The organism is Phyllobacterium sp. T2-21 (assembly GCF_055378485.1).
In genome coordinates, this window is record NZ_AP027912.1 from 2,272,048 (window position 1) to 2,284,100 (window position 12,053).

The 12,053-nt window shown below is 57.6% G+C and carries 15 protein-coding genes; 11 read left to right on the forward strand and 4 right to left on the reverse strand.

Translation table 11 applies throughout. The features are described from left to right. The first annotated feature begins 72 nt into the window (after positions 1–72). Positions 73–1,011: a phosphatase PAP2 family protein gene (locus tag ACZ5FP_RS11380; protein WP_464660206.1), complete on the forward strand. Its 939-nt coding sequence runs from the start codon at positions 73–75 to the stop codon at positions 1,009–1,011. Here the strand turns inward: ACZ5FP_RS11380 and ACZ5FP_RS11385 are convergent. The 4 genes from ACZ5FP_RS11385 to ACZ5FP_RS11400 form a co-directional block, all read right to left on the reverse strand. After that, complete coding sequence (locus tag ACZ5FP_RS11385) at positions 1,008–1,442, reverse strand: HIT family protein (RefSeq protein ID WP_464660208.1); 435 nt, start codon at positions 1,440–1,442, stop codon at positions 1,008–1,010. The genes ACZ5FP_RS11380 and ACZ5FP_RS11385 overlap by 4 nt on opposite strands. A gap of 250 nt (positions 1,443–1,692) precedes the next feature. After that, entirely contained in the window at positions 1,693–2,877 is a 1,185-nt protein-coding gene (locus ACZ5FP_RS11390) for a GNAT family N-acetyltransferase (RefSeq protein WP_464660210.1), read from the reverse strand. Positions 2,878–2,992: 115 nt separating this feature from the next. Then, positions 2,993–3,712, reverse strand: coding sequence for a glycerophosphodiester phosphodiesterase (locus ACZ5FP_RS11395; protein WP_464660211.1), 720 nt, complete (start codon positions 3,710–3,712; stop codon positions 2,993–2,995). A gap of 2 nt (positions 3,713–3,714) precedes the next feature. Continuing rightward, positions 3,715–4,179 (reverse strand): RidA family protein, encoded by a 465-nt coding sequence (locus tag ACZ5FP_RS11400; protein WP_464660213.1) that lies wholly within the window; start codon positions 4,177–4,179, stop codon positions 3,715–3,717. 120 nt (positions 4,180–4,299) lie between these two features. On the opposite strand from ACZ5FP_RS11400, the gene ACZ5FP_RS11405 reads away from it, so the two are divergent. The 10 genes from ACZ5FP_RS11405 to rseP all read left to right on the forward strand — a co-directional run bounded on the left by ACZ5FP_RS11405 (position 4,300) and on the right by rseP (position 11,950). Continuing rightward, complete coding sequence (locus ACZ5FP_RS11405) at positions 4,300–5,124, forward strand: cell envelope integrity EipB family protein (RefSeq protein ID WP_403173760.1); 825 nt, start codon at positions 4,300–4,302, stop codon at positions 5,122–5,124. A gap of 77 nt (positions 5,125–5,201) precedes the next feature. Next, positions 5,202–5,429 (forward strand): type II toxin-antitoxin system RelB family antitoxin, encoded by a 228-nt coding sequence (relB, locus tag ACZ5FP_RS11410; RefSeq protein WP_105732895.1) that lies wholly within the window; start codon positions 5,202–5,204, stop codon positions 5,427–5,429. Further along, positions 5,413–5,679, forward strand: a complete 267-nt coding sequence (locus tag ACZ5FP_RS11415; protein ID WP_464660215.1) for a type II toxin-antitoxin system RelE family toxin — start codon at positions 5,413–5,415, stop codon at positions 5,677–5,679. Before relB ends, ACZ5FP_RS11415 begins: the two co-directional genes overlap by 17 nt. A 192-nt stretch (positions 5,680–5,871) precedes the next feature. Continuing rightward, positions 5,872–6,666, forward strand: coding sequence for a 30S ribosomal protein S2 (rpsB, locus tag ACZ5FP_RS11420; RefSeq protein WP_223615036.1), 795 nt, complete (start codon positions 5,872–5,874; stop codon positions 6,664–6,666). 117 nt (positions 6,667–6,783) lie between these two features. Then, a complete protein-coding gene (tsf, locus tag ACZ5FP_RS11425; protein WP_346306826.1) occupies positions 6,784–7,707 on the forward strand; it encodes a translation elongation factor Ts in 924 nt (307 codons plus the stop codon). 101 nt (positions 7,708–7,808) lie between these two features. Further along, on the forward strand, positions 7,809–8,531 hold the full coding sequence (gene pyrH, locus ACZ5FP_RS11430) for a UMP kinase (protein ID WP_105732891.1): 723 nt from the start codon (positions 7,809–7,811) through the stop codon (positions 8,529–8,531). 57 nt (positions 8,532–8,588) lie between these two features. Beyond that, positions 8,589–9,149: a ribosome recycling factor gene (gene frr / locus ACZ5FP_RS11435; protein WP_105732890.1), complete on the forward strand. Its 561-nt coding sequence runs from the start codon at positions 8,589–8,591 to the stop codon at positions 9,147–9,149. A 39-nt stretch (positions 9,150–9,188) separates the two neighbouring features. After that, on the forward strand, positions 9,189–9,908 hold the full coding sequence (locus tag ACZ5FP_RS11440) for an isoprenyl transferase (RefSeq protein WP_464660218.1): 720 nt from the start codon (positions 9,189–9,191) through the stop codon (positions 9,906–9,908). Further along, positions 9,905–10,756: a phosphatidate cytidylyltransferase gene (locus tag ACZ5FP_RS11445; RefSeq protein WP_464660220.1), complete on the forward strand. Its 852-nt coding sequence runs from the start codon at positions 9,905–9,907 to the stop codon at positions 10,754–10,756. The genes ACZ5FP_RS11440 and ACZ5FP_RS11445 overlap by 4 nt, the downstream gene beginning before the upstream one ends. Positions 10,757–10,810: 54 nt before the next feature. Next, the gene (rseP, locus tag ACZ5FP_RS11450; RefSeq protein ID WP_464660222.1) at positions 10,811–11,950 is read left to right on the forward strand and encodes an RIP metalloprotease RseP; all 1,140 of its coding nucleotides are present in this window, start codon (positions 10,811–10,813) and stop codon (positions 11,948–11,950) included. The last annotated feature ends 103 nt before the right edge of the window (positions 11,951–12,053 follow it).

Consider the following 12,053-nt stretch of genomic DNA (forward strand, 5'->3'; position numbering starts at 1 on the left):
TAAGCCAATCGCTTAACGGGATAAACATCCCCGCTCTCTAGGTTTGCCGGAGTACTCGTGCGGGGAGTTCAGATGAGGTCGAAGAGTCAGACCCTTTGGAAAGCATTGATCGTTGCCGGAATACTGCTGATCGACGCGGTGTGGATTGCCGTGTCTGACTTCCGGTTCGACACTTTCAGTGCCTTGAAGGCGGTCGTCCTGACGGGCCTCTGCAGCATCGTGGCCTATATCTATCATGCAAAGCGGCCGGTGCGTCATCTGAGTGTGATGTGCGTTGAAACGGCGATTCTCATGGCATTCAGCGCTGCCGCGGCGGTACTGAGCTATCTGGTGACATCGCTTGATTTTCCCTCCGTTGACGTGCCGCTTATGCGCCTTGACGCTCTGCTTGGCTTCGACTGGCTCGCCTATGCGCAATATGTTGGCGATCACCCCTGGCTGGGTCTGTTGTTCTCGATCACCTATCTGACGACGTTGGCTCAAGTCGCCTGCGCCGTCATCATTCTCGGCGTGATGGAGGATGCGAAAAGGGCGCAGCACTTCGTTGCAGCCGTCATGGCGGGCGCCCTTGCGTGCATCCTGATTTCGGCGGTTCTGCCTTCAGCCGGAGCATTGGCGACAATCAAACCTGCCGATGCCATATGGAAAATACACAGGCCGGTGGTGGATCTCGCCTATAAGCAGACTTTCTTTGATCTTCGTTCCGGCGTTGATCAGTGGATTTCGTTCTACTCCATGAAAGGACTGATCGCATTTCCGTCCTATCACGGGACCCTCTCGGTCCTGCTGGTGCTGGCTTTTTCCGGTGTCCGGTTCTGGTTTCTGCCGATCCTGATATTGAACACCATTATCCTGATCGCCACGCCGATCGAGGGAGGACATCATCTCGTCGATGTCATCGCAGGCGTCGGCGTGGCGCTGATATGCTGGTACGGTACCGGCCTGCTTTACAAATCGGGCCGTGCTGTCGCCGCCAGAACGATCTCACGTCCTGCCATGGCGACAGCCTAAGCGGCCTGTGCGAGCGCCTGTCTGATTTTGTCAGCGTTGGCGGCGAGCACGCCCTGATCTTCCATCTGACCCGTATGAGGCTTCAGTGCAATGCCTTCAAAGCGCGGAATAATATGGAAATGCAGGTGGAAAACCGTCTGTCCCGAGGCAGGTTCATTGAACTGGCTGACCGTCACGCCATCCGCGTCAAAGGCCGTCTTGACGGCGCGCGCAAGCTTCTGAGTCGTGGCAATGGCGGCCGCGAGGCTGGCCGGTGCGGCATCGAGGATGTTGCGCGAGGGCTGCTTGGGTATGACCAGGCAGTGGCCCTTGCCCTGCGGCATCACATCCATGAAGGCATAGGTATCGGCATCCTCATAGAGCTTGTGCGAGGGAATCTCGCCGCGCAGGATTTTTGCGAACACATTGTTGTCGTCATAGGTCTGGCTCATGGGGCACCCGTCTTTCCTGAATGATGAATCGGATGTTTGCCATGTGCTAGTGGTCCGATTCTGACATTTGCGACCCCTTTGATACAAGCCATTCTGGCAAATGTCAGAATCAAAGGACCACTAGCAAGCATATAATTCTAGTGGAACTTTGAATTTGACATTCGCATGTTGCAGATGATGTCAAATGGGATGCGAATGTCAAATTCGTTCCACTAGCGCAAGGTCAAGCGTGCCCGGACAAATGGTGTGTTCAGCAGTCGGATTTCTTGAAGGGGGCGTGTTCGTTCAGCACGTCGCTCATGATCGCAACGTCATTGCGCTCGTGCTCGAGAAAACCGGCGACGGCGCGGCGCAGGCCCTCATGCGCGATATAGTGGGCGGAATGGGTGGTGACCGGCAGATAGCCGCGCGCCAGCTTGTGCTCACCCTGGGCGCCTGCCTCGACCACATGCAGCTTGCGTTCAATGGCAAAATCGATGGCCTGATGATAGCAGACCTCGAAATGCAGGAACCGGTGGTCCTCGATGCAGCCCCAGTGGCGGCCAAAAAGCCGGTCGGAACCGATGAAATTGATGGCTCCGGCGATGTAGCGGCCGCCGCGCCGCGCCATCATCAGGACGATGTCGCCGGGCATACGCTCGCCGATCAACCGGTAGAATTCCCGATTGAGATAGGGGCGGCCCCATTTGCGGTTGCCGGTGTCCGTATAGAAGGTGAAGAAGTCGTCCCAGACCGGTTTGGTCAGGGCGCTGCCGGTGAGGCGGTCGATGGAGATGCCATCGGCCAGCGCTTCGCGCCGTTCGCGCTTCAGGGCCTTGCGTTTGCGCGCGGCAAGACTGTCGAGAAAATCATCATAGGTTGCGTAGCCTTCGTTGAAGAAGTGAAACTGCTGATCGATGCGATGCAGGAAACCGGCTTCGTTGAATGCCGGCAGATCGTCTGTATTCACAAAGGTCGAATGCGCGGATGAAACCCCGAGCTGCCCCGTGAGCTGCCGCAGGCCATTGGCAAGCGCGGCCCGGACAGCCGGACCGTCCCAGTCCCGATGCACAAGCAGGCGAGGGCCCGTTGCGGGCGTGAAGGGAATGCTGGCCTGCAATTTGGGATAATAGCGCCCGCCCGCCCGCTCGAAAGCGTCGGCCCAGCCATGGTCGAAAACATATTCGCCCTGGCTATGGCCTTTCAGATAGCACGGCACCGCGCCGATGACTGTCCCTGTGGCATCCTCAAGGCGCAGGAACTGCGGCAGCCAGCCGGACTTGCGGTCGACGCAGCCGGAATCCTCAAGGGCGGAGAGAAAGGCGTGCGAAACAAACGGATTGTAACCGGGTGTGCCGCTCGACGTTCCCGAGAGCTGCGACCATTCCTCCGGCGTAAACGCGCCGATTCCATCGCCGACGCGCAAGGTAAACTCGCCCTGATCAAGATTTGACATTGCTGAACTTGGTTTCCTGACGTTGCCGGCAGGATGAAAGTCGCCTCGCTGCCTCTGATTAAACTAGGTATTCCACCCGGCGATACAAGAGGCAGCGCGGCATGACAGCCGTGTTTCAAACGGCGCGGGGATCAAAGCCCTCGAACGTGATCTGATCCACATTCGCATCGCTCGTGGCCTTGTCAGCGGCGCTGCGCACCGTCCACGAAATGACCGGCAGGCCGAGCCTGCCCTTCACGAAGCCGACAAAGCGGTTTTCCAGATGATGGACATTGTAGGAGACGAAATCGATATCATGGGCGAGCATGGAGAAATGCGCCTCCAGATCGCTGTCATCGAGCCCCTCCGCCGTGAGCCCGGCCGGGATACCCGGAGCGTCCCTGCCGAACAGTCGGATGAGGTGATGGTCGAACGACATGATGGCGGCATTGCCCTCATACCCGGCCAGATCCTCCGCGACTGCCTTGACGAGACCATCGTCCCTTCCCGGAATACCCTTCAATTCGATGACGATCGGCACGCGGCCGGCAATGAGCTTGAGCGCCTCAGCGAGTGTCGGCACGTGGTCCCTTGTGCCGCCGACCCGCAACGCGGCGGCGTCGGCCACCGTGACATCATGAATGTTGCCGGGCTTTGCAACCAGACGATCCAATGTGCCGTCGTGGAACACCAGAGCCTTGCCATCGGCCGAGAGATGCACATCGCATTCGATGGCAAAGCCGGCACTTGCCGCCGCGTCAAAGGCTGAAAGCGTATTCTCCCAGCGGGATTTGTTGAGGTCATGCAATCCGCGATGGGCAATGGGCGTCTTTGTCAGCCATTCCAATGATGCCATGATCAGCGGACCTCGATGATCGCTTCGATTTCAACCGGCGCATTCAACGGCAGCGCCGCTGTACCCACGGCGGAACGGGCGTGGCGGCCCTTGTCGCCCAGCACGGCCACGAGCAGGTCGGACGCACCATTGGCGACGAGGTGCTGTTCGGTGAAATCCTTGGAGGAGGCGACAAACACCGTGATTTTCACGATACGCTCGATCTTCTCGAGATCGCCGAGCGCGGCCTTTGCCTGGGCAAGGATATTGATGGCGCAGGCCTTTGCCGCTTCCTGGCCCTGCGCCAGATCGACATCAATGCCGAGCAAACCGGTATGGATCAGCTTGCCCCCGGCCAGCGGCAATTGCCCCGAGGTGAGAAGCAGTGAACCGCTGCGTGCGAAGGGCACATAGTTTGCGGCCGGAGCGGCGGCAACGGGCAGGGTAATTCCAAGGTCGTTTAGACGGCTGTCGATGGTGCTGGTCATTGGGTTTCTCATCCTTCTCATGCGGAATCGCAAGTGATTGTGAATGAAGTTGCGATTTTTGCCTCGCTTCCGCCAAGAGTTTTTTTAATATGGCCATTCGAAAACTGGAGAATCTTGTCAATGCGTCTATTCCCCGTCCTCGTTTTCAGCCTGAGTGCCCTTGGTCTTTCCGGATCGTCGATGGCTCTCGCCGCTGGAACAGCGACTCTCGTACCACACCGCGCCATTTATGATCTCAAGCTGGATAACGCGCAGGAAAGCAGTGGTATCACGGGGCTGACAGGCCGCATGGTATACGAATTCAATGGTTCGGATTGTGAAGGTTACACGACAAATTTTCGCTTTGTGACGCGCGTCGACATGGAAGAACAGCCTCAAAGGGTGACCGACCAGCAGACCACCACGTTCGAGTCGGGTGACGGCGCCAAATTCCGTTTCGTCAACAAGACATTTGTCGACCAGAGCCTGACCAAGGAAGTGCGCGGCGATGCGCTTCTGGACAAGGACAAGACGGAAATCTCCCTTACCAAGCCGGAAGCGAACAAGGAAAATCTCGAGCTTTCACAGTTCCCGACACGCCACATGCAGGAACTGATCGAGAAGGCGATCGCCGGGGATGTGTTCTACCAGACAAAACTGTTCGACGGCTCCGAGGATGCCGACAAGGTCATGGCGACGACGGTGGTCATCGGCAAGCCCGCTCCCGGCGATTCCGATGACGAGACGAAGAAGATGGGCGCGCTCGAGAAGGAAAACACCTGGCCGGTTTCCATCGCCTATTTCGACGATACGGACAAATCGGAAGGCCTGCCCAGCTACCGCATCAATTTCAAACTCTATCGCAACGGCGTGACCCGCGATCTCAAGATGGATTACGGCGATTTCTCCATGACCGGCAAGCTTGTCAATCTGGAGCTGTTCGACGCGCCGAAATGCACGAAATAGAGGACGAAATCTCCCATTCTTGAACTTTTGCGATAAAGTGAATACATTGAATGCAGTGAATACAACTGGCGGCAATCATGGCGACATCTATCCGTTTAACTCCTGAAATCGAACAGAGACTGGATACCCTCGCGTCCAAGACCGGCCGGAGCAAAGCATTCTATTTGCGCGAAATTATCGAGAATGGCCTGGATGACATGGAAGATTACTATCTAGGCCTTGGCGTTCTCGAGCGGATACGCAAAGGAGAAGAGCGCGTTTACTCCTTGGATGAAGTGGAACGCGATCTTGGTTTGGCAGATTGAGCTATCTGCTACCGCCGCAAAGCAACTGGCAAAACTTGATCGACATGATGCAAAGCGAATTGCTGCGTTTTTGCGAGAACGTCTGGCTTCAGTCGACGATCCTCGGCAATTGGGCAAAGCGCTGACAGGGCCGCTTGGCGGCCTTTGGCGCTATAGAGTCGGAAACTATCGCATCATTTGCGACCTGCAGGGAAAACGGCTTATTATTTTGGTTCTTGAGATTGGCCATCGCGGAGCCATTTATCGATAACCCGACGGTGAAACCTGTGAAAATAGCCTTTTCTCACCGTAGCTCTTGCGTTTGCCGGTAATATCCATTAACAGCCGCTTCATTCCACACACGGGATTTGGGTTGATATCGGGAGAAATCCGATATGGCCTCCGGTGGCGGGTTTTCCGCCTCTTTCCTGTGGAGGTTAAACCGGAAAAGGAAAACTAAGAGATGGCATTGCCTGATTTCAGCATGCGTCAGCTCCTCGAAGCTGGCGTTCACTTCGGCCACCAGACACATCGCTGGAACCCGAAAATGGCACCATACATTTATGGTGACCGCAACAACATTCACATTCTCGATCTGGCCCAGACTGTTCCGCTGCTTCACCGTGCGCTGCAGAAGGTTTCGGACACCGTAGCCCGTGGCGGCCGCGTTCTGTTCGTCGGCACCAAGCGCCAGGCTTCGGACATCATTGCCGATGCGGCAACCCGTTCCGCCCAGTACTACGTCAATGCCCGCTGGCTCGGCGGCATGATGACCAACTGGAAGACGATCTCGAACTCCATTCAGCGCCTGCGCAAGCTGGACGAACTTCTTTCCGGCGAAGCACAGGGCTTCACCAAGAAGGAACGCCTGAACCTCGATCGTGAACGCGAAAAACTCAACCGCGCCCTCGGCGGTATCAAGAACATGGGTTCGATCCCGGACCTGATCTTCATCATCGATACCAACAAGGAAGCGATTGCCATTCAGGAAGCCAAGCGTCTCGGCATTCCGGTTGTAGCCGTTATCGACTCCAACTGCGATCCGGACCAGATCGACTTCCCGATCCCCGGCAACGATGACGCCTCGCGCGCCATTTCGCTCTATTGCGATCTGATTGCCAAGGCTGCCCTCGATGGCATCCTGCGTCAGCAGGGCTCGCTCGGCATCGATATCGGCGCCCAGGACGAAGCACCTGTCGAGCCAGCGCTCGAAGAGCCGGCACCGGCTCCTGCACAGGACGGTGAAGCCTCCGCTTGAGGCTTCATATACCCGTCGTAACGGGTGACTAAAAACAATTGTATTGGCGCATGACGCGCCGCAAAGTTGGCATGCTGGTTTCCCCAGTATGCCTTCGCTTTGAGAAGAGGCGACATAATGAGCATTTCTGCATCACAGGTAAAAGAACTCCGCGAAATCAGCGGTGCCGGCATGATGGACTGCAAGGCAGCCCTGACCGAAACCAATGGCGACATGGAAGCTGCCGTTGACTGGCTGCGTGCCAAGGGCATTTCCAAGGCCGACAAGAAGGCCGGCCGTACGGCTGCCGAAGGTCTCGTTGGCGTTGCGACCAACGGCAAGAAGTCGGTTATCGTTGAAGTCAACTCCGAAACGGACTTCGTTGCGCGCAACGACGCGTTCCAGGACATCGTTCGCAACGTTGCGACGGTTGCTCTTGGTAGCGATGGTTCCACGGCTGCCGTTGCTGCTGCGACCTATCCGGCAACCGGCAAGTCCGTTGTCGACACCATCAAGGATGCGGTTGGCACAATCGGCGAAAACCTGTCTTTCCGCCGTTCTGCAGCGCTCAGCGTTGGTGAAGGCGTTGTTGCAACCTACATTCACAACGCTGTTTCCGATGGTCTCGGCAAGCTCGGTGTTCTCGTTGCCATTGAAACAGCCGGCAATGCCGACGCTGCCAATGCATTCGGCCGCCAGGTGGCCATGCACGTTGCGGCAACCAACCCGCTGGCCCTGACTGCCGCTGAAGTCGATCCGGCTGCCGTTGAGCGTGAAAAGGCGGTTTTCACCGAATCTGCACGCCAGTCCGGCAAGCCAGACAACATCATCGAAAAGATGGTCGAAGGCCGTCTGCGCAAGTTCTATGAGGAAGTTGTCCTTCTCTCGCAGGCTTTTGTCATCAATCCCGACCTGACTGTCGAAGCCGCTCTGAAAGATGCGGAAAAGGCAATCGGCGCACCGGCCAAGATCACGGCATTTGCCCGTTTTGCTCTGGGCGAGGGCATCGAGAAGGAAGAGACCGATTTCGCAGCGGAAGTTGCAGCAGCTGTGAAGAAGTAATTTCACAACTGACGAAATCAGAGGGCATCGCGTGACAACGCGGTGCCCTTAGTGTATCCGGGCTTCGAATATCTGAAATGCACGACTCTGCGGGAGGTCTTATGGTTGGTACGGCTGTCTATAAACGCGTTCTACTGAAAGCCTCCGGTGAAGCCCTCATGGGCGATCAGGGTTTCGGTATCGACGTTGCGGTTGCCGACCGTATTGCCAGTGATATTGCCGAAGCGCGGGCGCTCGGCGTTGAAGTCGGGGTGGTGATTGGCGGCGGCAATATCTTTCGCGGTGTCGCTGTCGCGTCCAAGGGCGGCGACCGGGTCACCGGCGACCACATGGGCATGCTTGCCACGGTGATCAATTCACTGGCCTTGCGCACCTCCCTCGTCAAAATCGGCATAGACACCGTCGTCCTGTCCGCCATTGCCATGCCTGAATTGTGCGAGACGTTCTCGCAGAGACAGGCGACAGCCTACATGGACATGGGGAAGGTCGTGATTTTTGCTGGCGGCACGGGCAATCCATTCTTTACGACAGATTCGGCCGCAGCGTTGCGCGCAGCCGAAGTGGGTGCCGATGCCCTGTTCAAGGGCACGCAGGTTGACGGCGTTTACACCGCCGATCCCAAAAAGGACCCCAGCGCCGTCCGCTTTGAGCGACTTACCCACAAGGAGATGCTCGATCGCGGCCTTACGGTGATGGATACAACAGCCGTGGCCCTTGCGCGCGAGAACAATATCCCAATAATTGTCTATTCAATCCACGAAAAGGGTGGTTTTGCCGAAATTCTGCAGGGCAGAGGACGCGCGACAATCGTTTCCGACGATTGACCCGCCAACCTCGCAGGGGCTGACCAGAATAACGGAAAGAATATAGGAGCGTTGAATATGAGTGATGCACTCGATTTGAATGACCTGAAGCGCCGTATGGATGGTGCCGTGCAGGCATTGAAACATGACCTCAATGGCCTGCGGACAGGCCGTGCGTCGGCGAGTTTGCTGGAGCCGATCACCGTCGAGGCCTATGGCTCGCATATGCCGCTGAACCAGGTCGCCAACATCACCGTGCCCGAATCACGCATGCTTGCCGTCTCGGTCTGGGACAAGTCGATGGTTGGCAAGGTCGAGCGTGCCATTCGCGAGTCGGGTCTCGGCCTCAATCCGATCACCGACGGCAACAATCTGCGCATTCCCTTGCCGGAACTCAATGAGCAGCGCCGCAAGGAACTCGTCAAGATTGCCCATCAGTATGTGGAGCAGGCGAAAGTTGCCGCCCGCCATGTGCGCCGCGATGGCATGGACGAGTTGAAAAAGCTCGAAAAGGATGGCGCGATCAGTCAGGATGACAACCGCGTTCTTTCCGAAAAAGTACAGAAGCTGACGGACGAGACCATTGCCGAAATGGACAAGGTCGTTGCTGTCAAGCAGACGGAAATCATGCAGGTTTAGTCTGTTTTTAGCCGTTAATACCACCGGAGGTTGAATGCCATGTCCAATCCGCGCCACATTGCCATCATCATGGATGGAAATGGCCGTTGGGCAAAAGCACGTGGCCTGCCACGCACCGCCGGTCACAAGGCGGGCGTCGATGCGCTGCGCGAGACTATCCGCGCTGCCGGCAAAATGGGCATTCCATACCTAACCCTGTTTGCGTTCTCATCGGAAAACTGGTCGCGCCCGCGATCCGAAGTGTCTGATCTGATGGGCCTGCTCAAGCTGTTCATCCGGCGCGATCTGGCTGATCTGCATCGCGAGAATGTGCGCGTGCGCATCATCGGCGAGCGGGAAGGCCTGGCGAAGGATATTCGCGCCCTCCTGACCGAAGCGGAAAGCCTGACCGAGAAGAACACGGCACTGACGCTGATCATTGCCTTCAACTACGGTTCGCGCAATGAAATCACCCGCGCGGTGAAGGCGTTGGTATCTGACGTCGCAGCGGGTGTTCTGACGCAGGACGAGGTGACGGCCGAGGCTATCACCGCGCGGCTCGATACGGCGGGCATTCCGGATCCGGATCTGATCATCCGCACCAGCGGCGAGATGCGGCTGTCGAACTTCCTGCTCTGGCAGGCGGCCTATTCGGAGTTCATGTTCCTGCCGTGCTACTGGCCGGATTTCAAATCCACCCACCTGGCAGAAGCGATCGAAACCTTCCACATGCGCGAGCGGCGCTTTGGCGGCGTCAATCAGCAGGAAATAGCTCTGTGACGGCTTCAGGGCCATCGGCACCGGACAAGGGCACCGGCCGTCTCAGCAATCTGCATATACGAACCCTCAGTGCCGTTGTCATGATTGCAATCGCCGTCGCCCTGACCTGGGTTGGCGGCGTGCCATTTGCGCTCATGGCCAGTGCCATCGGTTTGGGTGTCTTCTACGAATGGCATGCCATAACGCTGGATCGCTCCAGTCCGCTGACCCGCGGCGTTGCCTGGGCCTGCCTGATCGTGGTGCTTGGGCTTTTGCTGCTGTCGCACAATGGACTTTTGATCATCGGCATATTGCTGGCTGGAGCCGTGCTGACGGCCGTGCTGGGTGGACGGCAGTCCGGCCTGTGGCCGGCGATCGGTCTGCTCTATGCCGGATTTCCGGCCATCGCGCTGACATTCGTGCGCGGCGACACCGGGGATGGCTTTGCCGCTGTTCTGTTCCTGTTTGCCGTCGTCTGGTCGACCGATATCTTTGCCTATTTCAACGGGCGGGCACTGGGCGGGCCAAAACTGGCTCCGCGTTTCTCGCCGAATAAAACCTGGTCTGGCGCCATTGGCGGCGCTGCCGCGGGCGTGGCTGCCGGTGTTGCCTGCGCAGCCTTCATTACCCCGGCCGGCGGTGTGCCCGTTCCGCTCATCGCCTTTGTGCTGTCGGTGACCGCGCAGATCGGCGATCTCGGCGAATCATGGGTCAAACGGAAATTCGGCGTCAAGGATTCGGGATACATGATCCCCGGTCACGGTGGCGTGATGGACCGGGTGGATGGACTTGTAGCCGCAGCGGCATTGCTGTACCTCATCGGGGCAATTCTGGTGAAGCCGGAAACGCCTTACGACATTCTTTTCTAGCAGGCTGAGCTTAGGTGACCCTCTGACGGGGTTGGGCAAGGCCCGGAGGACACTTTGACGGATACGCTGAGCTATATCTTCGGCACGCACGGTTTGCTTATCGGTACGATTTTACCCTTTCTGATTGTACTCACGGTTGTCGTCTTCGTTCACGAGATGGGGCACTATCTCGTGGGACGGTGGTGCGGCATCGGCGTCCAGGCCTTTTCGATCGGTTTCGGGCCGGAATTGTTCGGGTTCAACGACCGCAGCGGCACCCGCTGGAAATTGTCGGCGATTCCCCTGGGCGGTTATGTGAAGTTCGCCGGCGACGAGAGCGTGGCCAGTTCGCCGATCGGCCTGCCTGAAAACATGACCGCTGAAGAGCGCGCCGTTGCTTTTCACACCCAGCCCGTGTGGAAGCGCGCGGCGACGGTCTTTGCCGGCCCCGCGTTCAATATTCTGCTGACCGTTGCAATCTTTTCCGTCTTCTTTGCGCTCTATGGCCGCATGGTGGCAGACCCCGTGGTTGCGGAAGTGCGTCCGGGCGGCCCCGCTGCGGTGGCCGGATTTCAGCCGGGCGACCGCTTCATCAGCGTGGATGGCGACAAGGTGGAAACCTTTGCCGATGTTCAGCGCCATGTTTCGGCACGGGCGGGCGATTCTCTGAAATTTGTCGTCGAGCGCAAGGGGCAGGAGGTCAGTCTGACCGCCACTCCGGAGCTTGCCGAACAGAAGGACGCCTTGGGCAATCCGGTGAAAGTCGCCGCGATCGGCGTAGTGAACAATCAAGAGTTCGGCAACTTCCGGCGGGTGACCTACAACCCCATCGAATCAGTCGGCCAGGCGGTGCGTGAAAGCGGTTTCATCATTGCCCGGACAGGCCAGTTTTTCAGCCGTTTCTTTGCCGGCAGGGAAGACAAGTGCCAGCTGGGCGGACCGGTCAAAATTGCCACGATGGCAGGGCAGGCTGCCAGTCAGGGGATCGACTGGCTGATTCAGCTGACCGCCATGCTGTCGATCGGCATCGGTTTGCTCAATCTTTTCCCGCTGCCGCCCCTGGATGGCGGACATTTGATCTTTTATGCCGTGGAAGCGGTCATCCGCAGGCCGGTAAAGCCGGCCGTGCAGGAGATTTTCTTCCGGATGGGCTTCCTTCTGGTGCTGGGATTCATGGGTTTTGTTGTGTTTAATGATCTTTTCGCCTGTCGGTGATGAAAATTAAACATTAGTGAAAATTAGAGGGGTGGGGTGGAAAAGCGTTATGATCTGTTTACTATAAGCCGTGAATGGCGTGGCAGGGATGCCACGCTTTCGT

Coding starts and splice junctions, on each gene's coding strand:
- ACZ5FP_RS11380 (WP_464660206.1), top strand. CDS start 73: ATGAGGTCGAAGAGTCAGACCCTTTGGAAAGCATTGATCGTTGCCGGA.
- ACZ5FP_RS11385 (WP_464660208.1), bottom strand. CDS start 1,442: ATGAGCCAGACCTATGACGACAACAATGTGTTCGCAAAAATCCTGCGC.
- ACZ5FP_RS11390 (WP_464660210.1), bottom strand. CDS start 2,877: ATGTCAAATCTTGATCAGGGCGAGTTTACCTTGCGCGTCGGCGATGGA.
- ACZ5FP_RS11395 (WP_464660211.1), bottom strand. CDS start 3,712: ATGGCATCATTGGAATGGCTGACAAAGACGCCCATTGCCCATCGCGGA.
- ACZ5FP_RS11400 (WP_464660213.1), bottom strand. CDS start 4,179: ATGACCAGCACCATCGACAGCCGTCTAAACGACCTTGGAATTACCCTG.
- ACZ5FP_RS11405 (WP_403173760.1), top strand. CDS start 4,300: ATGCGTCTATTCCCCGTCCTCGTTTTCAGCCTGAGTGCCCTTGGTCTT.
- relB (WP_105732895.1), top strand. CDS start 5,202: ATGGCGACATCTATCCGTTTAACTCCTGAAATCGAACAGAGACTGGAT.
- rpsB (WP_223615036.1), top strand. CDS start 5,872: ATGGCATTGCCTGATTTCAGCATGCGTCAGCTCCTCGAAGCTGGCGTT.
- tsf (WP_346306826.1), top strand. CDS start 6,784: ATGAGCATTTCTGCATCACAGGTAAAAGAACTCCGCGAAATCAGCGGT.
- pyrH (WP_105732891.1), top strand. CDS start 7,809: ATGGTTGGTACGGCTGTCTATAAACGCGTTCTACTGAAAGCCTCCGGT.
- frr (WP_105732890.1), top strand. CDS start 8,589: ATGAGTGATGCACTCGATTTGAATGACCTGAAGCGCCGTATGGATGGT.
- ACZ5FP_RS11440 (WP_464660218.1), top strand. CDS start 9,189: ATGTCCAATCCGCGCCACATTGCCATCATCATGGATGGAAATGGCCGT.